Source organism: Paenibacillus sp. 598K, assembly GCF_003851045.1.
Classification (GTDB): Bacteria; Bacillota; Bacilli; order Paenibacillales; family Paenibacillaceae; genus Paenibacillus_D.
Window position 1 is genome coordinate 1 of record NZ_BFBX01000071.1, and the last position, 23,222, is coordinate 23,222.

Sequence of the window (23,222 nt, forward strand, 5' to 3'; positions counted from 1 at the left end):
TGCCAAGCGCACAAAAAACCGCTCCCCAAGTCGAGAGCGGCATCTAAGACAAAGGCTGAAACTGTTCAGAGTGCCACTTCAAGCGGCTTTCAATGGCCCCCTAATCAGCTCAGACGATCATGCTTCCGGATGAAGGTCAACTGCTGCCGCAGATGATCGCCGCTCGTCGTATGACCGTTGAACGGGTAAATCTGCATCTGCTTCGGCGCCTCCAGGCGGTTATAAAAAGCAAAAATCGTCTCCGGCATGCAGATCGGGTCCTTCAGACTGGCAGAGACGAACGTCGGCACGGTCAGCCGGCCCACCAGATTGATCATATCGAAGTAACTGAGCGTTCGCAGCACCGTCTCCAGATGCTCCGGCTGGCGGGAGACGAAGGCTGCTGCCTCGGTCAAGGAGCCTTGGGAATGATAGATCCCGTAATCCATGTGACACATGTTCGGGACATCTGCGACGACCTGGCTCGGAATATCGCTGAGCGCGCCCGTGATGAGCGCCAGACCGCCCCCCTGGCTGCCGCCCATGACGATGATCCGGCTGGCATCGACCTCCGGCTGAGCGGCCGCCCACTCTACTGCACGGATCGCATCGACGGTGATCGCCTGGTAGTAGCAGCCTCTCGGATCGAGCAAGCCCTGCGTCATCCAGCCCGCCGTCTTGCCGTGACGTTGCGCCAGCAGATTGCCCGTCTCGCCGCTCTGACCGCGCACATCGATGGCGAAGACCGCATACCCCATCATCAGCCAGGCCGCATACTGCTCCGGATACCCTTTGCTGCCATGGTAGCCATGATACATCACCAGACACGGCAGGCCCTTGCCAGCCGCAGGCATCGCGAATCGGGGCAACAGATACCAGCCATGGATCGGCGTATCGTCATAGCCCTCGTAGGTTACCTTGTACACATCCATATGTGGCGACAAGCTCTCCTCTGCCACGCGCCGGTCATGGAGCGGTCGCTCGGCGGCCGTCCGCAGCGTCTCATCCCAGAACTCTCCGAGATCCTCCTGCGACGTCTGGGGGGCCGAGAATTGCTCCAGCTCTCGTATTCGTCTCTCTACAAAGCTCACAATCATCCATTCCTTTCCCTGCTCGGTCGGGACAGCGCACCCAGGCCTGTCGGATCGTTGCGGGGCTGAGCGCCCTTAAAGAAGGGCAATACGCTATCGGTGGGGCGGGCGATTCGATGAAATGCCCAACCATCCGTCGGCTGTCGCCAGTTCCTCGATTAACGACTCGGATCGTTTATCTTACGTCTAGTATATTCGAGTCCGCTGTACTACCCCGTCTGGGCGCGCGTCCGCCGGCTTGCTCTCGATGTACCCTCACCTTACCCTGTTGCTTACCGTTTTGTAAAGGCTTTTATTGTCGCTTTTGGCTCCTGGCTTCTTCACGGTCGCACACCAGATAAACGAGCAATTGGTTATTGCGCGTAGTTAGCCCATACGGTTCCATACGGTGGAGATTGTGAGGTAAGGCAGTAGATTTTGGAGAGATTGGAGAGGACATCGGGTATAGTTGCAGAGTTTGAAGAATGTTGGTTTTGTGAATTTGTCCACACTTCAGACACATCTTCATTTTTTATTGTGAAATAAATCACGTTCACCTATTGCAAGCTACTGCCTTTCGGTATATAGTTAGGTCATCGCTTCAAGATTGTGAATTAAATCACATTTACGTACATCACCTTTACTCACCATTGGGACATATACCACCTTATTTTTCTCATTCAAAAGTAAGACGCTGCAAGTTCGTGTAGTCAAAGCTTTCCCGATCAAAATTAATTTAACTTTATCTATGATTGTGAATTAATTCACGATACTCAAGGAGGAACCCGCCATGACAACCATGAAAATCGCCGTTATCGGCTGCACCCATGCAGGCACTGCCGCTGTCACCCAACTCGCCAAGCAGCATCCCGAAGCCGAGATCACCGTCTACGAGCGCAATGACAACATCTCGTTCCTCTCGTGCGGCATCGCCCTCCATGTCGGCGGCGTCGTCAAGGAGGCCGAGCAGCTCTTCTACGCTACGCCGCAGCAATTGAAAGGCATGGGGGTGAAGATGCGGATGCGCCATGAGGTGCTCGGCGTGGACACCGCAGCCAAAACGTTGACCGCGCGCAGCCTGGATGGCGACCACATCGTCACGGACAGCTACGACAAGCTCGTCATGACGACCGGCTCGTGGCCGATCATCCCCAAGATGGACGGCATGGACCTCGACAACATCCTGCTCTGCAAAAACTACGGTCACGCCAAAACGATCATGGCCAAAGCAACCGACGCGCAGCGCGTAACCATCGTCGGCGCAGGTTACATCGGCATCGAGCTGGTCGAAGCATTTGAGCAGATGGGCAAGCAGGTGACGCTGATCGACAACATGGACCGCATCCTGTGCAAATACCTCGACGAGCCATTCACCGCACCGCTCGAGGCCGAGTTGAAGCGCCGTGGCGTCGAGCTGGCGCTGGGACGCAGCGTCGAAGCGTTCGAGGGAGATCAAGGCCCAGTGAAGCGGGTCATCACGACTAAAGGCGCGATCGATACCGACCTCGTCGTCCTCTGCATCGGATTCCGTCCGAACACCGAGCTGCTGCGCGGCCAGGTCGAGACGCTGCCGAACGGCGCGATCCTCGTCGACGAATACATGCGCACCAGCAACCCGGACATCTTCGCCGCTGGCGACAGCTGCGCCGTCCATTATAACCCGGCGGGCACGCAGGCCTACATCCCGCTCGCGACCAATGCGGTCCGCATGGGCACCCTGATCGCACGCAATCTGATGCAGCCGACCGTCCGTTATATGGGCACCCAGGGCACCTCGGGGCTGAAGTTGTACGACTACAATCTGGCGTCGACCGGGATGACCGAGCAAGCCGCCGTCGCCGCAGGCATGGATGTCCAGCAGCTGACGCTGCAGGATCACGACATTCCCGAGTTCATGCCGCACTACGAGCAGGTGCTGATCCGCCTCGTCTACGAGGCCGAGACAGGCCGCATCGTCGGCGGGCAGATCCTCTCGAAGGCTGATCTGACTCAGCAGATCAACACCTTGTCGGTCTGCATCCAGAACGGCATGACCGTCGCCGAGCTCGCCTTTGTCGACTTCTTCTTCCAGCCGCACTACAACAAGCCATGGAACCTGCTCAATCAGACTGGCCTGCAAGCCATGGCGGCTATGGACCGGGGCGGCGTGAAGGCCTAAGGATACATCAAGTTATGTACGAAAAAGAAAAAGGGCCGGGATCGTCGAAGAGACGGTCCCGGCCTTTTAGGGCGTTATGGTATGACGTTGGTTCAACTCCTCTCACTCTCACCGGTCCGACGCTCGACTCGCCGCCTGCGTCTGGCTGCGATGCACTACCGCCAGCATGCGGTAGAAGTCATAGCTGCCCCGCACCGGCGTCTCGATCAGCCCTTGCTTCACCGCCGCCTCGACGACGCCTTGCGCCCAAGGGGGCACAGCGCTGTCATGTGCCTGTTCGAGCTGCTGCACGCGCTGCTCCAGTTGCTGCAGTCGCGCTTCCATCGCCTGCTTTTCGCTCACGGTCCATTCCTCCTCCAGCTCGTCATATACGCGCAGTCCAGCCTCGCGGATGATCGCGATCAGCTTGCGCGCATAGCTCGGATCGGTCGCATAGCCGCACGCTTGCAGCATCTCGGCCTGCAGCTCCGGCGTCATCGCCCGCCGCACCCGCTCGTAGCGGGGCATCCGGAACAGACGATCCTGATCCATATAGAAATCGTACAACGTATCGTACGCGCGGAAGGCCGCCTGGATATCGACGCGCTTGCCGTCGTATACCTCCCAAGTACCCTTGTACACCACGCCGCCTCGCCAATAGGCGTTCGGCGAGCCGCTGCCGACCTTGATGCCACCGAGATTGTTCCACGGATGGATGACGCAGCCTGTCTCCAGGATGTTCTGCGCCAACCGCACCGACGGGAAGATCGGCGAGCCCTCGCGCCGCACATGCTGCACGGTGGGCGCCAGCTTGGCGATGAACGCCTGTCGGCTAAGCTTGGCCATCGCGCGCACCCTCCCGGCCTTGCTTGATCAGCTCATAGCCGTACACCGCAACCGCCCCGCACAAGAAGCCTTGCAGCAGCTGCAAGGCCCCGAAGCCGAGGATCCACACCGAGAAGAACAGACTGAACAGCGTTACCACATAGACGATCGCCCAGTTCGGCACCTTGGGCGTCTGCTTGAGGATATATCCGAGCGTCCAGCAGGCGATCAGCACGACCAGCAGCGCCGGATCCAGCACCTCCTGCACCACATCCCATTCCATGGGTCATCCCTCCTATCTTATGAAGTTTACGCCAAACACATAAGCGACAATGATAAAGATCGTGCCGCCGAGGACATATTGGAGGAAGGTCATCCAGGACTTCAGGGTCGTCTGGCGCTCGAGCGCCCCCTCCGTCTGGGCGGCTTTGATCAGCTCGGCATTGTCGCGCTGCAGCTGCTGCATCCACGAGAACAGCTTGCTCTCCAACTTGTCGATCTTCTCGCCGAAGCGGTCGTATTGCTGCTGGAGACTGCGGGAGAGTTCTTTGAGCTCTCGCAGCTCTTCGTCATGCCGCTCGATGCTCTTCTCCAGCAGCTCGATTCGCGCTTGAACGGCAAGATACTCCTGCGCTGACCGGAGCATTTCGCTTTGTACTTCGGCGATCTGCTGTTCCACTCGCTGCAGTCGCTTTGCTGTATCCTCGCTGATTAAGTCCATGTCCTCACCTCCCTCCTGGAGTACACTTACATCTGTTATAAGGAAAGGCCCTAAGCAGGGTCTGACTTGTCCCCAAACTCGTATACGACCGCACCATCCTCAATCCGGTAACTCTTGCATGACACAAACTCTTCTGCATGCTGGCCGTAATCAAGCTCCAGTACGCCAACATTCTCCGGCTCCCATCTGGCCAAGGCGCTGTAAACGGCGAAATCCTGTGCTATCGTCGTCTCCACGACAGCCCCCGCACGCTCGCCAGTGTCCACAATGACGTCACCTGTCGATGGATCGTAGTATATCCGTCTACCTATCTCCACGTTATCCCTCCTTATGACTGCGCAGGCCCCAGCGCCCGCCAGGACACAAACTCCGTGACGCCGCGTACAACAAAGCCGTTGCTATTGATCGTCCACCGGTTAGACACGTACTGCGTCCGCTCCATACTGGTACCGCCGTTGGGGTAGGCGGCGTACAGGTTTGCCGTACCGCTTGGATCGGTGTACAAAAGCTGGGTATTCCCCCCCATGCCGCTAAAATTAATCTGGGTGTATATAATGATAATACTCGGTTGGAAGGCTAGCCCCGTCACGGTAAACTCGCCGAATACCTGCGGTGTGCCGCCACCTGCCGCCTCCAGCCGCGCAGGAATGAGCGTGCCGGTCACACCAAATATCGTCGTCCCCGACCGGATATTAGCTGCCTTGAGGTTGGCGCTGCCCTGCACAACGCCGCTGCCGCTGTGGTAGCCGTTTTGGATCGTCTGATTAGCGGTGCCTGGCGTGATCGTTACCGCGCCTCTGTTGGGCATCGATCCCGTCCGCCGCGCCTTGGCATCCGTGTCGTAGTAGGTACGCCCGGTCAGGACCTGCGCGGCCGTAGCGTCCCCGGTGAGGGCCAATATGCCTGTCACCAGACCATCCTCGGTGCCGATCGTCTTGCCCGCCAGCACGTCCCCTGCTGCGGCGTCTCCGTACTCACCTCCCTCACCCTGTAAGATAAAAGCCATTGTACCGTCATACACCAGCGTATAGACGCTATTGGCCTTGAGCAGTCCGGCAGCAGGTGCAGTGCCATTGGGCTTTCGAATCGGTTTTGCTCCCAAACCGTTAACATTAATCGTTGGGTCAGTGCCGTTGGTGGCGTGTAGCTTTAGGGTAATACGCAGCCCCGCCGAAATGCCCACTGGTAACGGCGTCAATGCTACCATATAAGCAGTACCCGTCCCCGTTGTCACACCATAGCCATTGCGGTTAGCGCTCATTGTCTCGAGCGCCCAGGCGTCAAGCTGCAACTCGCGTATGCCGAAGTCCTGATTGTCGTTGTGGACTTTGATCCGAGCGATGTCTTCCGTGTTGATTCCGACCGTGCTGCCGAGATTGACCGCCATGGTGATGCTGGCCTCCGTGATTGCTGTCGTGTAGGCATGACGATCGAGGACGAGATAGGTGACATAACGCTTATCCTTGCTGGCGTCAAACAGATCGGGCAAGATCCGAGCAAAACCGAGTCCATAAGATGCGTCGACGCTGCCTCGCTGGAGCATATGCCACGCTGGCTCGTCACCGCCACTGACCCATAGTATCACATCAGCACGCTGGAACAACTTGCCCCCGACACTCGCGTTGATGTAGCGCCAACCTGACGATTCAGTAGTCCCGACCTCCTCACGTAGCACAACCCCAGTTCGCACCTCAACCACATTATGACCTGGATTTACCGTCAGTGCTCCGCTATGTGCCACATCCTCCCAGGCTGGCGTAGCCAGTAGATAAATAATCTTAGCCGACATGTTCGTCGTTGCCTCAAAGGTCGTACGTGTGGTACCCTTTGCGACGATAAAGTCGATGTACGCGGTAGATACTGTCGTGGAGAACCTACCAATATTGGCAAGTGTATCAATTGTGCCGCTTTGGACTGCCATGCCTTCAACCATCACCACATCAAAAACCGCGCCTTGTGCACATCCTGGAGGACGTTGATATCGGATACGGTCGACATTACCGCCGGTTGTGATGCTCTCATGATATACCAGATCGCTCAACCGCACTTCCTGCAGCGCTCGCCATACCTTGCCGATTGATGCCTCGTATCGATCACGTATGCCTGATGAGAGGCTGCGCAAAGTCACGTCAGCAATGTGAGTCTGATCCTCACGAGGTACAAACAATGGGGGCAGCGCGGGTGCTTCGCCGATAACAAGCATCAAATCGGAAAAATAACAAGGCCTTGCCGCACCATCTGCCGTTGTCCCCGTACAGAAAAACCGCAAATGAACTCTGTTTTGCTGCGGTGTAAATGTGTAGGACCTTTTACCCGGTGAAAATCCACTTATGGATAACAGCACTGAGTCTCTGCTATTGTACCCAATTGCCATTCCACCTTGTCCCAATTCACGTTCCATCAAAAAGCTAACAGTGTAAGGCCGACCTGGTACAACATCTACCCAAACCCCTCGACCGTGGACGTTAGAAGAACCATCTTGTACCTTGAGCCTGCTGTTTTCCCACACGTTAGGGTAGGTCGTGGACCCTGTGCCCTCGTTATAATCGTTCTCCATCCAAGGCAGTAAGTTCCGGCCTTTTACGGTGATCGCAGGCCCCCGCACCGATTGAATTCCATCGATATACGGGATAACCGTATCCACCGCCTCTCCGGTAATGGTCGTGCCGATGGCATTATAGAGTCCGGGCGTCACCTCACGCAGCCGGATCTCATCGACGTAGCCGGATGACTCACCAGCTCCTCCCCGACCTGCGAGGATCCGGAATCCATTACCAACCAAGGTGTTATTTGTCGGGATTTTTAGAATGGCCAAATTCCACGCTCCAACTGTTAAACCAGTCAGAGCATAGGCTGCGTAACGTGTTGTAAAAGTGCCAATGTCTCGCAACGACAACTCAAGCGCTCCTCCTGACTGTAAAGCTTCGGCGTATATCCACATCGCCGCGACATAATACTTTGTGACGTCGAGCTTAAAGGGGATATCCCGCCAGATGTAGCTGTTTTGCGTTGTCGACGGCTGAATGTAAATAGAGTTATTGCCACTGCGCTTTTGCGCAGACGATACCTGTGGAGCTAACCCCGTAGTGTTCCAACCTGCAAGACTCTCACATCCGCCGCCGATGACGATATTGTAGTCCGTCTGTCCCAACGCAATTACAGATAGCGGGGCTGTTTGGTTAGACTCAATTACATTAACACCATGCGATAATGTCTTGGTGATTTGCTTAGTCTCTTTGGTTAACTCATCTAAATCTCTACGGGTATTTTCTCCAAGCGATGATTCGTAGTCTATAGCCCGATCCTGTGCGTCATTTCGCCGTGTCTCCCGCGCCATTCTCTCTAGCAAATCCCCGACTGTCCCCCCCATATTAGGGTTATACCTCGCCTCAGCCTCGTTGATGGCCGTCGTGTAGGCGTGACGGTCAAGGTTTAGATAGGTGACGTAGTAATTGGCATTCTGGTCATATAGCGACTCTGAGATCATAGCCCGCATGTTGCCCGTAGCCGGTACATATTGTAGCAGCCAATCATTGTCCTTGGCCGTGCCTTTGTAGACCGCGAGGATTTGAACGGTGCGATTTACCAAGAATGATGATGGTACGTTGAAATCATTGATACGCCACTGACCGCTAACTATCCCAGGATTCGCCTTCTCGCGCGAAATGAGTCCCGTCCGCAGTTCCACCAAGTTAACCCCCGGATGCAGAGCAATCGCTCCCTCGGAGGCTATTTCCTCCGTTACGGGCGTTGCAAGGCGGTAGACGATCTTGGCTGACTTGTTGACCGAAGCTTCGAATTGGGCTACCGTTGTCCCCTTCGCAACGATAAACGTTATACCCCCAGTAATGACCGTGACGCTATATTTGCCGATGTTACTAGCGTTATCTGAAGATAATCCTGCCGGGACGTGGGTAAATCCCTCCACGAGAGCATCTGTGGCGGACAGTTGAGCGGTATACATATTGCTAGGCTTGAGGTATCGGATAAAGTCAACATTGGTAGGTGTCGTAACAAGCGCCGGGACTCCCAAATCTCCCAGCTGTACCTCTCCCGAAACTCGCCATACTTGACGTGTCCGGCTATTGTAACTATCTCGCAGGCCCGACGGCAGGCTGCGTAGTGTGACGTCTGCCATGTGCGTCTGATCATCTCGCGTCACAAACGACGTGGGCAGCGCGGAGGCGTCGCCGAGGACGAGCATCGGATTCACAAATTCGGATGTCGTACTTTGTTCCGTCCTCATATAGAGGCGCACATAGTTGTTATTCCCGCTGTTGAATGTCCTAGGCGTCTTGTCATAAACGCGGAGGGCACTTGATCCATCATGGCTATAGACTCCAATACGACCAGAATCCCCAATAATATCTGCTACGAAGGTGTACTGCTTGTTAGGTATGACAGGGAGATAAGCATAAGCAAAACTGTTACCAGATGCATTTGCTGTAACTTTTAGGGAGCAAGCTGTCAACACCTCATAAGTGCCGTACCCTCCACCGATAATACTAGTATCGGGCAAGGCAGGATAAAGGTTACGCCCCGGATTGTTGAGGTAGACACCCCTTACCGATTGCACCCCGTCGATATACGGGATAAGTGCATCTACCTCCTCTCCGGTAATGGTTGAGCCAATGGCGGCGTACTCGGCCTCGGGGAGCTCGACAACTCTTATCTCGTCAAAGTAGGCTGTGCACACCGCTGAATTACCAAACCCGACGAACAAGCGGAATCCACTACCGACAAGTGTGTTAGCCGTCGGTACCTTCACATATACAAACTGCCATTGCCCGATGGTTGATATTGACGATTGGGCAGAATACCTTGAAGTGGTTGTACCTACATCACACAAAACAATGCGCGGGATAGCTCCCGACGCGAATGATTCGACGTATACCCATCCGCCAACTATATAAGTCTTTGTTGGGTCAAGTGGTTGCAGGTAGTCCTTGCTGAAATATCTTGCGGCTCCCTCTACACCTGGCACTTTAATTGAATTGTTGCCGCTCCGTTTTATTTTACTGTCTATTACGATTGACGAATTGCTTACGGTAAACGGCGTCAGACTCTCGCACCCGCCATCGCTGCCCAGCAGGTTATATCGTGTCTGCCCCCCAATCACCGCATCCATAGCAGTAGCCCGGTCGGAGTCCAGCACGTTGACCCCTTGTGCAAGTGTGCGGATAATAGCCGCAGCCTCGCCTTGCTGCGCGGCCAGGTCGTTGACCTCCGCTTGCAGAGCCGCAAGCTCTGTCCCCCGAGCATATTGCGTGTGCGGGTTGGACGCAGCTACGTGAGCAGCGAGAGTTGCATCCGCTTTTGTCTGTGCCCCGGCAGGCGTTTCTTTTGCATTCCAGGCCGACTTCTCCGCATCAGTGACGAATCGATTGCTAGCATCTTGCGTTATAATGGACGCAGGATGGCTAGAGGGGTGCGTATAGTTGTTGGCGCCAGCAGCGATTCCATCGAGTTTAGCCTTGTCCGAGGCTGTCATTGCCCCCTGGCTTCCTGTGGTTGCGGCTGGAAGACGCGCAGCAGCTACCGTTCCAGATGTCAGGTTTGAGGCATTCTGATAAAATGCACCTTGCTGACCATCCAACAGATCAGCATTAAGGTTGGTTACCGTGCTGGACGAAGCCACTTGAAAGGGAGCGCCGCCAGTTGCAGTAAAGGAGGGTCGTCCCGAAAACGTTGTCCCTCCCTCCAGAGTCAGGTTACCCGTCACTGTATCGCCGTTCTTCTTCACATACTGCCCATGGGGATCGCCTGTACTGTTATGATTACGGGAATCATGTGCGTTCCCCCATGCGCCCCAGACATTAGCATCCGAGCCAGCAAAGCGGACGCTGGCTTGACCAGCAGCATCAGACGGATAAAAATACTGAACAACTGCGGATGTGGTGTTACCCTTTATGGTCTGCACCGTTCCCTGTCCGCTGGGCCATCCACCTGCAGCCGATGTCACAAAAAAAACGCTCTGCCCGCGCGGGTAGGCGCCGGGGAGCGTGGACGCAGTTGCATAGTCATCTGCGTATACAGCAGGATGTTGATGATCGGCTCGTGCCCAGCGGCTGGCAGATCCCGCAGCACCTAACCCGTTATCCCGGGAAGGAACGGCAGTCGAAGCTTGGCCCATGACAAAAGCTGTAGATGCAGCCTGCGTTGTGCTGGTATCAGCCGCTGCAGTAGGTACAGCAGGTGTACCAGTGAAAGTTGGAGAAGCCAGCGGCGCTTTTTCATTATTTAATTGCGTGAGCGACTTCACAGGCGCCGTCCGCCAAGTTGCTCCGCCTGTAATAGCCTTTGTCATATTTGCCATTCGTCCAAGCAAGGTGGTTATCGATCCTGTATCACTGGACGCTGCCGTAGCATCATTTATGGTCCGATTTCCAATTTTGGTATCGGTTATCGCTCCAGGCTCGTTCAACGAATCAACAGCATCCGCATTATCTTTGATTCCCTGCTCGATACGATTCATGTCTTTCTCTGTTACGGTGTCATTATGTTGCCAGTTTGTTTTTCCGTTATAGGCCATTAGTTTACCTCCTCAACCGTCATTACATGACGCATTATTGTGTCTTCTACGATAGGAACCTTTACGGATCGGGTACTAATCACCTGTTGCTCGGAATTTTTTAGTTCCACCTTCGACACCTCATTCACGAGTCCTTTAGGCACCAAATACTCCAACACCAGAGCATTGGCGGTTGCTTCTTTCACCAGAAACTCACTAAGTACAACAGTTTCATTTAAAACAATGAATGCAATTCTGGTCCCTGTATACTCGGCTATCTCGTGTAGATAACTCGGCTGGATCATAAGGCCACCTCATTTCGTCTTATCGCTATCGGATCAACGCCCAGCTTCCAACTGCCAAGAAGCGTTCTTCGATCCAGTCCAATCGAAAACGCCTGATCTCTTATACCGATCGACTCAGAAGTAAAGGTTATCGGCTTGTAGACAAGATTAGCGGGCTTAATACCATGGATGGTATGCTCGATTTCCTTTAAAACGGCAGCATTTTCGACTCCCACCAGTATAGTTAGGACAAGTTCCTGAAAATCTATATCCGCTAATGCAAGTCCTGGCGCCCCCGCTACAAAATCCAATCGTTGCTGGAGATAGGTTAAGGTAAATGGCGGCTTGGTGGAATACCGGTTAACCAGACGAACCCTTCGAAAACTCAACGTCTCACTACCACGATCAGCTAAGATACCAAGCATACGCTCACGTCTTCGGATCGCATCTTCGTTCGAAGTCATAATGAATTGGTCGTCCAGCAGACGCGCTACAGCCGCAGACAGAGCAGAGAACTCAACATCTTCCGTCTCGGTTAGCGTTACGAACTCACGGACATCCTGATAAAAAGGAGGCAGATAGCTAATCAAAGGCTCAGCCACGAAGCACCACCTCTCCAACTATCGGAATCTCATCGGTTTGCAATTCAATGTTGGCGGATTCCCCATTCAAAAAAGTCGAAGTAATATCCGATACTCCGGAAATGCCGAGGATTCTAGATTCAAGCTGAGACACCCTCACTACAATTCCTGATTCAGCTGCCCAAGCTTCGCGTAGCAACAAGAAGTATGCCGCGATTATTGCTTGCACCTCTTGCTCAATTTGTGACAGCGTGATCCCTTCTTGCAGAGTCAATGTAGTTTCAATGTCAATAACAACTGGTTGAGCGCCGGCAACCGTAACTTGATGACCGATCGGCGCCAGGCCGAGACCTTGGCCACTGGTATCAGGCGGGTCGATCGTCTCTTGCACCGACTGGAGCAGGAAGCTTGACGGAGCGTCAAAATTGCTATCGATTATCGTCACTTTAACCGTGCCTCCTCCGTTCCAAACCGGATAAACTTTAACGCCACCGACACCTGGGAAACTGCCGATCTTGGCTCGATAATCTGCAACATTTCCGCCAAAGGGTTGCTCATTGATCGCTTGCATAAATCTTGCCCGCAAAGCCCCATCCGACTCCTCTTCTTGTCCTGGGGCAATGACATCCAACAGTTCTGCCGTGGCCAGGCTTGGAATGTAGTCCAGAGGCAGGATAGCTCCAAAGTATTGATTGCCTAAGACGCCAGTTGTCTCCGAAGTGAGTTCATACTGCCCAAGCGCCAGACGATTCGTCACACGATAGGCATTCCCTTCCGCTGCCAATCGAGAGCCAACCGAAACCTCTACCAATGCACCTTGTTCATCCAGAAATTTGGCAAGGCGAACAGCCGCTGTCGCCGGTTTGCGAGTTACGCCATGTTCAGCTGCTCGTCGCGTCAAATACTCGCCTGTTGCTGTATCTGCAAAAAATAATTGATAATTGACATCCAATTCATGGTACAGATTAGCCAACTCCACCGCTGCGGGAGCTAAAGCATCATAGATGATACTGCTTTCCCGTTTGTCAATGTTATCAGGCACCCGATCCAACATTCGCTCAAGAATGCTTTTGAAGGTTTGAGCTTCATACATTGAATGTCACCTCCTCCTCGAAGCGACCGATATTCGTGACAACAGTGAATTTCAGTTCGACTTCATCCTTGATTTGCCGCGAAGTCATATTTTCGATGGCCACGATACGCTCATCTATCAAGAGCGCCTCTTCTACAGCACTCTCGATATCCGAAGTGTATATACTGTTGCCGATACGACCAGTGTAGATTTCATGTGCAAATCGCTCCGTACGCAACTGTTTGTTAACGAACTGTTTTACCGCTTCAACTCCATCCACCTGACCGATCACTCGCCCATCGCTTAAACATAGCTTATAAGTAAGACTGGGTTGTTCAGACTGGCTCACAGCCAGTAGTTGAGAAGAGCCAGAAGGTAGGATCATAGATTCAACCTCCCCACTACAACATATTGCAACCCGCCATCGGATCGTATCAAAATCAATTTATCGCCAACTTCCAATCCCTTGCGAATCAATAAGGTTTGCTGCCCAAGCTCTACCTTGTACTCCGTTAAATGCTCGGGCAATATTAAAAATTCGGATGGAATCGAAAAACGTTGATCCACAAGAACCTCTAGCGGATGGATAGACGTTACCTTTCCATACATTGCACTGGCTAACTGTTGAGCATCCAGGCTTTGTTTGACGATTTTTTTAACCATATCATTCATACTCATAATTGTTCACAACCTCTCCATCTCCACTTCATACGCATTGAGCTCCAGCTTCATCGTATGGGTTTGTCCAGCAAACTTATGGTTGCATTCCTCCACAAGAAAGTTCCGGTCCAGATTTAAATGTGGCATGGTCACTTGCAAAATAGAGCCCGCTCGAACAGAGATGTAACCAATGGCATCCAGATTAAAAGAACGTTGCTGCCTGTTCTTTAATTGCATGATTCGATGAGCCATCGCTTTTATTTGTTCCTCGTTTAATCCCTCATCTACTTTTTGCCAAAATTGCAGTCGGCCCCACATGGCAATGGTATCGCTATCCTGTTCGATAAACGCTTCCCGCTTGCCAGATTCCTTGTTATCGCGTACGAGCTTTACCCGGTTATAAGTATTGCTGTCAATATCGCGACTGGTTGAATACCCATAGACGAGACTATTTTCTCCAAGGATAAGATTAACCTTCATATCGGTAACATTGCGCAAGGTGAGCAGACCTGCGTCATCATAAAAAATGAACATCGAACCATCAGCCATTAATGTCTCATCCAATGCTTTGCAGATCATATCGAGTCGTTTTTGGCCATCCATAGAAAACTTCGGTATGACGTACTTTGTATCCGCAATCGGGCCCAATAAACGACCAACAGCCAGAGCATTGTCTTTTATAACTTGTGTGGCAGTTATATTTTTTTTCACATACGTGTCGCTCTCCATCAGATAACGAATTTGATCAAAAGCGGTTACTTTAACCACGCGCTCCTGGTCTTCCTCGACTGTAAAAATATAGCCCTGAAAAAAACAGTTCTCCTCATACCACACCTGTACTGTATCGCCACAATTAACGGGAAACTGTTCAGAAGCTTGCAACGAGCGTGTCCGAACGATTCGAAAATCGCACACGCCTGCTTTGCCAACGCGCATGGTTTTCCAATTGAGTTCCGGCACAAGCGATGTGACGTCCCAACGTGTTCCACTACGATTATCAATCGTCACTTTCAGCAGTTGACTCGCCTCCTCCTCACTAACGAGTTACGTTTTTGGCAAAGGCACCTTTAATACTTGACCAATTTGAAGCTTCTTGAGGTCACTATCAGACAGTTGATTAAGTTTCTGGATTTCCTTCCAGCGGCTGCTATCCCCGTTATACAGCTTCATACTAATTTTGATCAAGGTATCCCCTTTGATGATGGTGTACGTTGTTGGCGGTACTCTAAGATCCGGTCGCTGCGGTGGATCTATTTCTTGTTCTGTAGTGCCATCATTTTTAGTTTTGTAGGTTATTTTTATTGGTGCGTAGAAGACATATTCTCTTAACTTCAAGCTGAAATTAACATCGCCCGGCGAGCCAGCCTCTTCCCATCGTTCGAATGAATCTATCGTCATTGGCAGCCAGAGCTTTGATTTTAAATTGGTAGGATCAATGCCAGTATAGATAAACCGGATCGGGTAACCTGAGTGGATCCACCGATTAATTTTATGAACATAAACCCAAGGCTCGTCCAATTGTTTAGAGGTCACAAAGGGATGCATCTGAGAAGGAAAAAAGCTTTGAATATCAATTTCAGCGAGATTCGGCTTTTCAATTGTCGCCACTCGCCCCTTGCCAATGATGTTAAAATCGTTCCCGCCCCCTGAGCGTTTGATCGTAATTTTCTCAGGAAGTACCGGAAATTCAAGCGCTTCTTTTCCACCATTAAACTCTAAAATCATAGAAAACGGCTTAAGCGTCCTCGAATTGTTTGACTCCACTTTCATTCACCTCCTGCAAAAGAGGCGCCTACACAGGCGCCTCACTAAAAATTTAAAACCCGTAAAGACCTTGTGTCGAGGACCCTATTTCCGTTTCCATACTGGTAGTGATTTGCCGAACTACTTCTTCGACATCCACATTTTTAGAAATCGGTCCGGTCGTTACTTGAACAGTTGGTGTTAAAGTGACAAAATTTTGAATAGCGCGCATTTCGGCTAAATCACGCATCATTCGAATTTCTTCATCCGAAATGTCTACTTCCTGATTGATTTTTCCTACTTCGTTGACTTTGCCAACTTGATTAATATCAGGCGATTGAAGAGAACTTGCCCCCATTTTGGCTGATCTTCCTGGATCTACGAACGATTCAGGAGCAGTGGCCATCTTGCTAGCATTCGCTCCAATTCCTCCTAGTGCACCGACACCAGCCTGTGCTCCTCTTGGTAGCGCTGCCGAGTCACCTGCATTCCAAGCGCCAGGATTACCTTGATCTTGTTGTTGAGCAGCCCGTTCTGCGGCTTCCTTTGCCGATCCTTTTGCACGATCGTCTTCACGGTTTTTTACGTAATCTAATACATCTTGCTCACGTTGAGCTGCTTTCGCAGCTGCATCCTGTTTCATTTTGTCCAACTGATCCTTTGAGGCTTGTTTGATGCGATCCGCCTCCGCTTGAGCATCTGCAACCAGGGATACATGTTGAACATAATCCAGATTAAACCCTGGAATTGTATTAAATACTGAAACAAGATCATTTATTAAGTCGATGGCCCCGTTAGCTAGCGATTCAATAACCCCCAGCGCCTTCACTTTAAGTGCTTGAAAGCCGTTGAGGATTGAAAAGAAAATCTTAGCGAAAAATATAGGGACTTGATCAAAGAAATTTAACAAACCATTCCAAATGCGATACATTCCTGCTACAAGTTGATCGTTAGTGTTCCAGAGGTGCACAAGCCATACGATAAGACCTATAACTGCAGCAGTAATCATGATAAATAAATTTTTGCCCAAAACAGCATTAAGCAATTTCCAAGCGCCAGCCAGCCCTCCTACTAAAGCGGCTTGAACTTGCAACGCGATGGAAGAAATCATAGTTGCCGCTGCCGTTGCCAGTGCTATGACACGCCAAGCAGCAAACGCGGCAACAAGCCCCATAATGATGGGCTCAATCACTGCTCCATTAGAGGTTACGAATTCATAAAAACCGGCAAGCGCCGTAGTAACAGCTTCGACTCCAATACGTATGGCTTCGAAATAGGGCTGAATGGACCCAGCCTGAAACGCATCGTTAATCTGTGTGATAATCGGAACAAGCACAGCTAAGGCTCCTTCCCCGGCTTGGGCAAAGGCGTCAGAAAAGTTCCTTCGAAGCGACTGTAACTGGAAGCCGAAGGTTTCCTCTAACGAGGAAGCTGCGGTAGATGCAGCACCCTGGAAAGCACCCATGCCTTGTTGACCTTGTTCCAATGCTGTCATGACATTCATTTTGACCTGGTGCCATTTGTCGCCGAACAACTCCGCACCGATCTGTCCCTGAACCAGCGGATCTTCAAGATTAGCCAAGCTAACTAGCGTCGTAAGGAGAGCTTGATTGGCTTGATTCCCACCGGCTGCTAGATTGCCAGACATCTTGGCAGCATCAAGACCCAACGCTGAAAACGTTGATTGACTGATACTTTCCAACCCTTTCAACTGCTCTAACCCTTCTTTGACGCTATCAGCAACCTTACTGATGCTAGCCGCCCCTGAGTTCCCGCCTCCAATCAATGTGGCTAGCATTTGTTCGGCGTTCATTCCCATCCCGGCAAATTGCTTCGCATTTTCATTAATGCTGCTCATTAAATCGCCGGCATAATTTCCGCCTTTTTGAAAGCCGGTCGTTATTAAATCTAGCGCCTCAGTCTCGCTAAGCCCTTGAAAATTTTGCATAAGCGTCCGAGTAACCTTCGTTAACTCATTCACATTCGTGGCGCCAGAAGACATATTCTCAACAGCATAAGCAGATCTCAAAAAAGCTTCCGCAGCATCCCCAGACAACACCTCTAAATTTTGACGCACTTTTGCAAAATCATTGGTTACGGTTTGCAAAGAACTGCCCCAGCCAGCCGTAAAAAGATCGTTAACCCTCCCCATCATTCCCATTGCTTGGGTAGAGTCAATCCCGAGTTGCGCCTGTAAAGAGCCCTTCATTTGCTCTTGCTCCATAGCTCCGCCCAACACAGATTTAACGATCATTGAGTCTGCAATCGCTTTATACATGCCAGCTATCTTTTTATATTCAGGCATTAATGAGCGCCAGACACTTTTAGGTTTGTCTTGAGCTTTATCATCGTCGTCATCTTTCGAGCCATCATCAGCAGCCCCTGAGGAGGTTTGTTTCAGCGCGCTATTTAGTTTATTAACCTGTGACGTCAGTTGAAGGAGCAATTCTCTAAGTTCCGATAACACTTTGGTAATCGATGAATCTAGCAGCAAACCAACCTTTACCTCGATCGTCCCCAAGCGTGCCAGTAGTTTTTTACGAAATGAAGCCACTTCTTTTAATACCGTTCCAGTATCAAAGATCAACTTCACCTTTACGTTCACGCCGCCTAATTTTTTTATGGCTTGATTTATTTGAGCACGAATGGTTTGTAATTCAGGGATTTTGAATACCGCTTGTATTGTAATAAGCTTGAATTTCTTTTGTAGCTCTGTTATGGCTTTTACTGTTTGTTGAGAATTTAATACTAGTCTGATCTGGAGCGCAGAAACATCCAGTTTGCTTTGAAAAGCTACAATCAGGGAACCGAAGTTAGCTGCTGTAACTTTCGACGTATCCAACATAAGGCGTATGGATATGATCTCGTTTCGCAAACGCTCTCTTAACTCCGCCATTCGTGCCTGGGCGCGCATAGTATCAAGCGACACTACAAAAGGCGTTGTTAAGCTTTGCTTCAGTCTTTCGGCAGTACGAATGGTTTGTTCCATGCTCTGCCGGGCATTGACCAAGGTACGATTTAAACGTTCGAACATCTGCAAGCTAATACTTACCGTTGTAGCCAATCCTAATCCCTCCTTTTCCTAACGCCCGGCAAGTAGCGTTATGTAGGAATAGCGAAGAAGCTTAACGCCTCTTCGCTGATTTTCGCGCTTTCTTTTCCGCTTGGATGCGTTCGTCGATCATCGCATAAATGACCGCCTGCTCCCTGCGACTCATCCGCATCAGATCTTGAGGGAGAATGCGCAGCTCATGCAATGCGTAGTAAGCATAATTAGCCTCCGCATCCCCCTCATTCATCAGTTTTTTACGTCACTGATCAATTCGTCCATATCACGATCAAAACCGTTAACCTCTTGCACTTTACTTACCAAAATGGAGTATTCCCCGGGAAGCAGCATTTTGCGCAGCAGCTTATCTGCTCCCAGAACGCCATACGATTTTTGCAACTCCGCGTCCTTCAAGTTAGGGTAGACGATACTTGACTCGACGAGCTTAACGATGTATTCGTCGCCGTTAATCTCCGTCGTTCTGGAACCGCCTTTCCCTTTAATCTGACGCGTTGCGGCTTTACGGATCGCTTCGTTCTCCTCTTCTGTCATGCTCCGCAGCTTCCAGGCGACCGGCTTGCCATCTGGCCCTTTAAAGCGTGAAGATACCACAACCTCTTCAAGCTCGGGTGGGGCCGCATTTTGCATGTAAAAAGCGCTCAAGTTAGACATTTTTCTTCCTCCATTTCTAAGCAATCATTTTAATTTGTAGGCGTATTGAATTGCGATTGGATTTGAAAGCCTTCGAAAGTAAACTCAATCTCTTCATCGAGCAACTCTGACTCCGTGTCTAGTTTCGCGATTAGTACACTGTTCAAGTTGACTCCTGTCAGTGTAACATCCTGTTTTCCAATGGAGGAATTTGGATCTTCGTTGATGATATTAATAGAAAAGTAAGTATCCACACCACTTTCGACATATTTACGCATCAGTTCACGGAACCTCGTTGTCGTATAATAGATCGTCATCGAACCCGTTCCGCTCCAGCCGTTTGCCTTATGCTGAGTACCGCGGCGCCCAAGTGTTTTAACTTCCACTTTCTCCTTCTCAACCGTAGCTTCTAGCGTTTTGATGTAGAACATGTCATGGACTTCGCCTCCGATATTAGCGTAGGCACGGCCTTCCTGGCCGGAGATGGTGTCGCGAGCTGCAAGTATCATATTGAATCAGTCTCCTTTGTTAGCGTACATTGACGCGAATATAGATTTTTTCGATCGAATCCACCGGTTGGATATTAGCTTCAACATAGATGCTGTCAGAATCGGGGCCAGCGGAGACCGTCACATCGGCCTGCGTGTCAAAGTTTTGAATAGCGTTGATTTGTTGAAGGTTCTGCAGATACACGACGACTTCTGAACGGAACAAGCTTCGGCCATCCTCGTTGTTATTCACCTTGCCAAGGTACGAGCTTTCAAAGATCCGCTTGAAGTCATTTGCAATAATATCCAACACGCGAATAACACGGTTTTTACGAAAGCTTCTCGGTTTGTCAGGTGTGACACTTGTCAAACTATTGATATCCTGCTCCACATAAGCTCTTCCTCCGGAAGCATTGAACATGAACTCCCCAGCAGTAAGAGCTGTCTCGGTCTGACTGTTCGTGTAACGAGGAGATGCGTCGGTCGCATCATCATAGCTTGCATAAGTAAGTCCTTGCGACACAGTGGCGGCAGCTGTTGCTGCCGCCACCCATGCGGTTGCTTGTGCTGCTGTCAACACGGTGCCATCCGATAGGACAACCCCGTTCTTCACGCTGATTACGCCTTCGTAGTCCGCTGTCGGATAGTTGGAGAGGACAGCTTGTACTTTTTTACCTTCCTGCTCGCGCTGGCGACGAATAAACGCCGCGTACAAACCTTTTAGCGTTTCATCAGTTCCGGTATAGGCCACCGTATGAAAATCTTGGAGCTCCAATGCGCTCATGAAATCGGTATGATCACCATTAACTACCGTACCGTTAGCACCCGAGGTCAAAGGAATACCAGCACTTGTCGCGAGCTCGCCTGAACCACTCCAAACGACCCAATCATTATTGACCAGTTCCTCTACTTCACCAACTACTTGCGTGTCTTTCACAACGCCGCTCAATAGGGTAGTCACATCGTATTTATCCGGCTGGTCGACATTCGTCCGGATAACAATCGACAGATCATTGCCTCTTTCACCTCCATACCTCGCAGTTGCGATCAAGTTACCTGCCGTGACGGTCGCTGCTGTCCCGCTATTAAGTCGATAGAGCAGCAAGGTACGCGCCCGCTTCAGCGCTTCCTTCACGAGAAGCAAGGATGCAGAGGTTAGATCATATCCTAGAATTCCTTGCACATCATCGCCGCTGTTCACCTGCAACAATGTTTTAGCAGGTCCCCAAGGCAGAGACAAAGCCAGACCAACGACACCTCGTTCGCTTGCTGTGCCAAGCGACTGTCCTTGACTTTCAAAATTGATATATACACCAGGTCTTACTTTGTTTTGAGTTGTCCATGTTCCTCCAGCCATTTAATTGGCCTCCTTTTTCATGAATTGACGAATAGCTTGTTCCGCCTCCGCGATGGTGTAGGGCACGTCCTGCTTCAGTACTGTTTGCAGCGCATCCATATTCCAACTGGCCATCTTAGAAGAACGGGCAAGCTGTTGTTTTTCGAATGTTTTCTTTTCTGTTGGAGCGGTTTTTTTTCTCATGCTTTAATCGACCCTTTCTGACTGAAGTGCTGCATCCTCACCTCCTCCGCCGCCTCCCGCACCAGCTGCAGCTCGTACTGCGCATAGACGCGCAGCACGCCGTCCACCAGTTCGTGCTTGAGGCCGCTGCCCCGGCAGGGCACGCCGTCGACCTCGATGTAGACGAGTTCGTCGAGCAACGCGTCGGCCGTCTCGAGCCGCTCGTCTGGCGTCGGCGCTGCCAGCGCGATATCGAAGCCGTAGGTGCGCCGATAGCGGCGGCCGAGCTGGCGCTCCTGCGTCACCGGCGACAGCCGGACGTGGAAGTACGAGGCCGCCGGCGTCTCCGGCAGTTCGCCCTCATAGACGGCGAAGTCCGGGAACCGGGCCGCCAGCGCATCGAGCACGCCTTGCTTCACTTCGGTAATGGTTGCGATCTTTCTCACCTCCCTGCGGCGCTGCCGAACAGCCGCCGGACGACGACGGGCCACCCTTCCGTTGCTTGGGAAGGATGGCCCGGTGTCCGGTTGCTGTTCATGTGTTCCGCTGAGCTCAGTGTATCATGATACGAACATACGTTTCTATTTTTGTCTATTTTGTCCGCCGTGTCAGAAATGTCAACCTACTCGAGCTGACCGACGGACGGTGCAGTTGCATGCCCACCAGTGGCCGCTCCAGGTTCCTCTCATCTCCAGGTCCCTCCCGCCGATGCGGGCGCTGCCGCCAAGCGCACGTCGGCCCCTCTTCCCATTAGAGAGAAGAGGGGCCGACTCGCTGGCTGCTCGCTTGCGTCCTGACTCGTTACTCCCGCTCGCCATCCTCCGACTCCAGGTACTGACGGTAGATATCCAGCGTCAGCTTGCGGATGACGGTCTGCCGGATCTCGTGGAGCCGCTGGCGCGATACGCCGATGTGGCGGGCGATATCGTTCATCCGTTCGCCTGTCATCAGACAGTCCAGCACGGTCCGCTCCCGCTCCTCCATAATTTTGTCCGTCGCCTGCGTGAACGCTTCGACCCGCTGCTTCAGCTCGACGAGCCGCTTGGCCGTGCGTTCGTACTGCATCTCCGAGAGCGACAGCTCGCCGACCTTGGCCCCCTTGCCCTTGGGCAATGCCGCCTCGATGCCGTACTGGGCGACAAGCCGGATGTTGAGCGGACCGATCTCCATCGCCGCCTTTTCCAGCACCTCCTCGAGCCTCCGAATCTCCCGCACCGTCCAGCTGAAGTCCCGCAGTTCCGTGTCCACCTGTTGCACATACTGCATGATCGGCTCCAGGTCCTGCTCCTTGTCCGCTGCCTGACTTGCAACTTGGGTCCGCACAGAATGACTCAGCCATTCGGGACAGCTGTCGATTTGGCCGATCGAGAGATTATGCACCCGGCAGATGCTTTTCTTCCCCCACACCGTGCCCGGACAGGCGGAGCACACGGCGTCCCGGCACTGCTCGACATCCAGCGCGGCCTCCATACCGCTACGGATTTTGTTCTCGTTTGATAGGGCGCTTTTCATCCGTATCCACTCCTTCTCTTATTTTACGAGACTGATTAGTCTTCGCTCGACTATAACTAGACTGATTTGTCTACGGAAAATATACCCTGTCCGTCCAAAGCGTGTCAAGACTATTTTGTCTAGGACAAAATCCGTTTTGACAGAATAGTCTAGGATCGCTACAATGAAAGAAACGCTTGAAACCGAGCCAATCTCGGTGTCCTGGAGAGGAGGAAACTACCATGTCTTATGCGCGATTGCTAAGCGACTACATCAAGCATTCCGGCAAGACGCTCGAGCAGATCTCGACGGAATGCGCGGAGCTTGGCATCACGGTCCATCCGACTTATATCAGCAAGCTGCGGCTGGGCAAGCGCCCCGCCCCGTCGCCGGAGATCACGCGCACGTTGGCCGAGGTGATCGGCGGCGACGCGACGATCC

At 51.9% G+C, this 23,222-nt stretch carries 22 protein-coding genes; 2 read left to right on the forward strand and 20 right to left on the reverse strand.

Annotated features, from left to right (window positions below):
- Window positions 1-104: 104 nt before the first annotated feature.
- Complete coding sequence (locus PA598K_RS20315; RefSeq protein WP_128658719.1) at window positions 105-1,070, reverse strand: acetylxylan esterase; 966 nt, start codon at window positions 1,068-1,070, stop codon at window positions 105-107.
- Between the two features lie 778 nt (window positions 1,071-1,848).
- Between PA598K_RS20315 and PA598K_RS20320 the strand changes: the two genes are divergently transcribed.
- On the forward strand, window positions 1,849-3,207 hold the full coding sequence (locus PA598K_RS20320; protein WP_128658814.1) for an FAD-dependent oxidoreductase: 1,359 nt from the start codon (window positions 1,849-1,851) through the stop codon (window positions 3,205-3,207).
- Window positions 3,208-3,315: 108 nt separating this feature from the next.
- On the opposite strand, the gene PA598K_RS20325 is transcribed toward PA598K_RS20320, so the two are convergent.
- The 19 genes from PA598K_RS20325 to PA598K_RS20415 all read right to left on the reverse strand — a co-directional run bounded on the left by PA598K_RS20325 (window position 3,316) and on the right by PA598K_RS20415 (window position 22,802).
- Window positions 3,316-4,032, reverse strand: a complete 717-nt coding sequence (locus tag PA598K_RS20325; RefSeq protein WP_128658720.1) for a glycoside hydrolase family 73 protein — start codon at window positions 4,030-4,032, stop codon at window positions 3,316-3,318.
- Complete coding sequence (locus PA598K_RS20330; RefSeq protein WP_128658721.1) at window positions 4,019-4,294, reverse strand: phage holin family protein; 276 nt, start codon at window positions 4,292-4,294, stop codon at window positions 4,019-4,021. The genes PA598K_RS20325 and PA598K_RS20330 overlap by 14 nt, the downstream gene beginning before the upstream one ends.
- 12 nt (window positions 4,295-4,306) lie before the next feature.
- On the reverse strand, window positions 4,307-4,732 hold the full coding sequence (locus PA598K_RS20335) for a hypothetical protein (protein WP_128658722.1): 426 nt from the start codon (window positions 4,730-4,732) through the stop codon (window positions 4,307-4,309).
- A 50-nt stretch (window positions 4,733-4,782) separates the two neighbouring features.
- Complete coding sequence (locus PA598K_RS20340; RefSeq protein WP_128658723.1) at window positions 4,783-5,049, reverse strand: hypothetical protein; 267 nt, start codon at window positions 5,047-5,049, stop codon at window positions 4,783-4,785.
- Window positions 5,050-5,060: 11 nt separating this feature from the next.
- Window positions 5,061-11,264: a hypothetical protein gene (locus tag PA598K_RS20345; protein WP_128658724.1), complete on the reverse strand. Its 6,204-nt coding sequence runs from the start codon at window positions 11,262-11,264 to the stop codon at window positions 5,061-5,063.
- Window positions 11,264-11,548 carry a ketopantoate hydroxymethyltransferase gene (locus PA598K_RS20350; protein ID WP_128658725.1) on the reverse strand — a complete coding sequence of 95 codons (285 nt, stop codon included), beginning with the start codon at window positions 11,546-11,548 and terminating at the stop codon, window positions 11,264-11,266. The genes PA598K_RS20345 and PA598K_RS20350 overlap by 1 nt, the downstream gene beginning before the upstream one ends.
- Complete coding sequence (locus tag PA598K_RS20355) at window positions 11,545-12,129, reverse strand: putative phage tail protein (protein ID WP_185602131.1); 585 nt, start codon at window positions 12,127-12,129, stop codon at window positions 11,545-11,547. The genes PA598K_RS20350 and PA598K_RS20355 overlap by 4 nt, the downstream gene beginning before the upstream one ends.
- On the reverse strand, window positions 12,122-13,201 hold the full coding sequence (locus PA598K_RS20360; RefSeq protein WP_128658727.1) for a baseplate J/gp47 family protein: 1,080 nt from the start codon (window positions 13,199-13,201) through the stop codon (window positions 12,122-12,124). The genes PA598K_RS20355 and PA598K_RS20360 overlap by 8 nt, the downstream gene beginning before the upstream one ends.
- Window positions 13,194-13,565, reverse strand: a complete 372-nt coding sequence (locus PA598K_RS20365) for a DUF2634 domain-containing protein (protein ID WP_128658728.1) — start codon at window positions 13,563-13,565, stop codon at window positions 13,194-13,196. The genes PA598K_RS20360 and PA598K_RS20365 overlap by 8 nt, the downstream gene beginning before the upstream one ends.
- Window positions 13,562-13,858 (reverse strand): DUF2577 domain-containing protein, encoded by a 297-nt coding sequence (locus tag PA598K_RS20370; protein WP_260405516.1) that lies wholly within the window; start codon window positions 13,856-13,858, stop codon window positions 13,562-13,564. Before PA598K_RS20370 ends, PA598K_RS20365 begins: the two co-directional genes overlap by 4 nt.
- A gap of 6 nt (window positions 13,859-13,864) precedes the next feature.
- The gene (locus PA598K_RS20375; protein WP_260405517.1) at window positions 13,865-14,848 is read right to left on the reverse strand and encodes an XkdQ/YqbQ family protein; all 984 of its coding nucleotides are present in this window, start codon (window positions 14,846-14,848) and stop codon (window positions 13,865-13,867) included.
- 36 nt (window positions 14,849-14,884) lie between these two features.
- Window positions 14,885-15,604, reverse strand: coding sequence for a LysM peptidoglycan-binding domain-containing protein (locus PA598K_RS20380; protein ID WP_260405518.1), 720 nt, complete (start codon window positions 15,602-15,604; stop codon window positions 14,885-14,887).
- A gap of 52 nt (window positions 15,605-15,656) precedes the next feature.
- Window positions 15,657-18,647: a phage tail tape measure protein gene (locus tag PA598K_RS20385; RefSeq protein WP_128658731.1), complete on the reverse strand. Its 2,991-nt coding sequence runs from the start codon at window positions 18,645-18,647 to the stop codon at window positions 15,657-15,659.
- Window positions 18,648-18,881: 234 nt separating this feature from the next.
- Complete coding sequence (locus PA598K_RS20390; protein ID WP_128658732.1) at window positions 18,882-19,304, reverse strand: phage tail assembly chaperone; 423 nt, start codon at window positions 19,302-19,304, stop codon at window positions 18,882-18,884.
- 29 nt (window positions 19,305-19,333) lie between these two features.
- Entirely contained in the window at window positions 19,334-19,792 is a 459-nt protein-coding gene (locus tag PA598K_RS20395) for a phage tail tube protein (protein WP_128658733.1), read from the reverse strand.
- 19 nt (window positions 19,793-19,811) lie between these two features.
- Window positions 19,812-21,128 (reverse strand): phage tail sheath family protein, encoded by a 1,317-nt coding sequence (locus tag PA598K_RS20400; protein WP_128658734.1) that lies wholly within the window; start codon window positions 21,126-21,128, stop codon window positions 19,812-19,814.
- Window positions 21,129-21,311, reverse strand: coding sequence for a hypothetical protein (locus PA598K_RS20405; RefSeq protein WP_128658735.1), 183 nt, complete (start codon window positions 21,309-21,311; stop codon window positions 21,129-21,131). It abuts the gene before it with no gap.
- Window positions 21,308-21,736 (reverse strand): phage tail terminator family protein, encoded by a 429-nt coding sequence (locus PA598K_RS20410; protein WP_128658736.1) that lies wholly within the window; start codon window positions 21,734-21,736, stop codon window positions 21,308-21,310. Before PA598K_RS20410 ends, PA598K_RS20405 begins: the two co-directional genes overlap by 4 nt.
- A 355-nt stretch (window positions 21,737-22,091) precedes the next feature.
- Window positions 22,092-22,802 carry a hypothetical protein gene (locus PA598K_RS20415; protein ID WP_128658737.1) on the reverse strand — a complete coding sequence of 237 codons (711 nt, stop codon included), beginning with the start codon at window positions 22,800-22,802 and terminating at the stop codon, window positions 22,092-22,094.
- 221 nt (window positions 22,803-23,023) lie between these two features.
- On the opposite strand from PA598K_RS20415, the gene PA598K_RS20420 reads away from it, so the two are divergent.
- The coding region (locus PA598K_RS20420; protein ID WP_221414159.1) for a hypothetical protein at window positions 23,024-23,222 on the forward strand (199 nt) is incomplete at its 3' end.

What these genes read in the sequence shown, in the direction of transcription:
- PA598K_RS20335 (WP_128658722.1), bottom strand. Translation starts at nt 4,732, where the DNA reads ATGGACTTAATCAGCGAGGATACAGCAAAGCGACTGCAGCGAGTGGAA.
- PA598K_RS20360 (WP_128658727.1), bottom strand. Translation starts at nt 13,201, where the DNA reads ATGTATGAAGCTCAAACCTTCAAAAGCATTCTTGAGCGAATGTTGGAT.
- PA598K_RS20415 (WP_128658737.1), bottom strand. Translation starts at nt 22,802, where the DNA reads ATGAAAAGCGCCCTATCAAACGAGAACAAAATCCGTAGCGGTATGGAG.
- PA598K_RS20405 (WP_128658735.1), bottom strand. Translation starts at nt 21,311, where the DNA reads ATGAGAAAAAAAACCGCTCCAACAGAAAAGAAAACATTCGAAAAACAA.
- PA598K_RS20350 (WP_128658725.1), bottom strand. Translation starts at nt 11,548, where the DNA reads ATGATCCAGCCGAGTTATCTACACGAGATAGCCGAGTATACAGGGACC.
- PA598K_RS20365 (WP_128658728.1), bottom strand. Translation starts at nt 13,565, where the DNA reads ATGATCCTACCTTCTGGCTCTTCTCAACTACTGGCTGTGAGCCAGTCT.
- PA598K_RS20390 (WP_128658732.1), bottom strand. Translation starts at nt 19,304, where the DNA reads ATGTCTAACTTGAGCGCTTTTTACATGCAAAATGCGGCCCCACCCGAG.
- PA598K_RS20330 (WP_128658721.1), bottom strand. Translation starts at nt 4,294, where the DNA reads ATGGAATGGGATGTGGTGCAGGAGGTGCTGGATCCGGCGCTGCTGGTC.
- PA598K_RS20320 (WP_128658814.1), top strand. Translation starts at nt 1,849, where the DNA reads ATGAAAATCGCCGTTATCGGCTGCACCCATGCAGGCACTGCCGCTGTC.
- PA598K_RS20325 (WP_128658720.1), bottom strand. Translation starts at nt 4,032, where the DNA reads ATGGCCAAGCTTAGCCGACAGGCGTTCATCGCCAAGCTGGCGCCCACC.
- PA598K_RS20345 (WP_128658724.1), bottom strand. Translation starts at nt 11,264, where the DNA reads ATGGCCTATAACGGAAAAACAAACTGGCAACATAATGACACCGTAACA.
- PA598K_RS20400 (WP_128658734.1), bottom strand. Translation starts at nt 21,128, where the DNA reads ATGGCTGGAGGAACATGGACAACTCAAAACAAAGTAAGACCTGGTGTA.
- PA598K_RS20370 (WP_260405516.1), bottom strand. Translation starts at nt 13,858, where the DNA reads ATGAGTATGAATGATATGGTTAAAAAAATCGTCAAACAAAGCCTGGAT.
- PA598K_RS20395 (WP_128658733.1), bottom strand. Translation starts at nt 19,792, where the DNA reads ATGATACTTGCAGCTCGCGACACCATCTCCGGCCAGGAAGGCCGTGCC.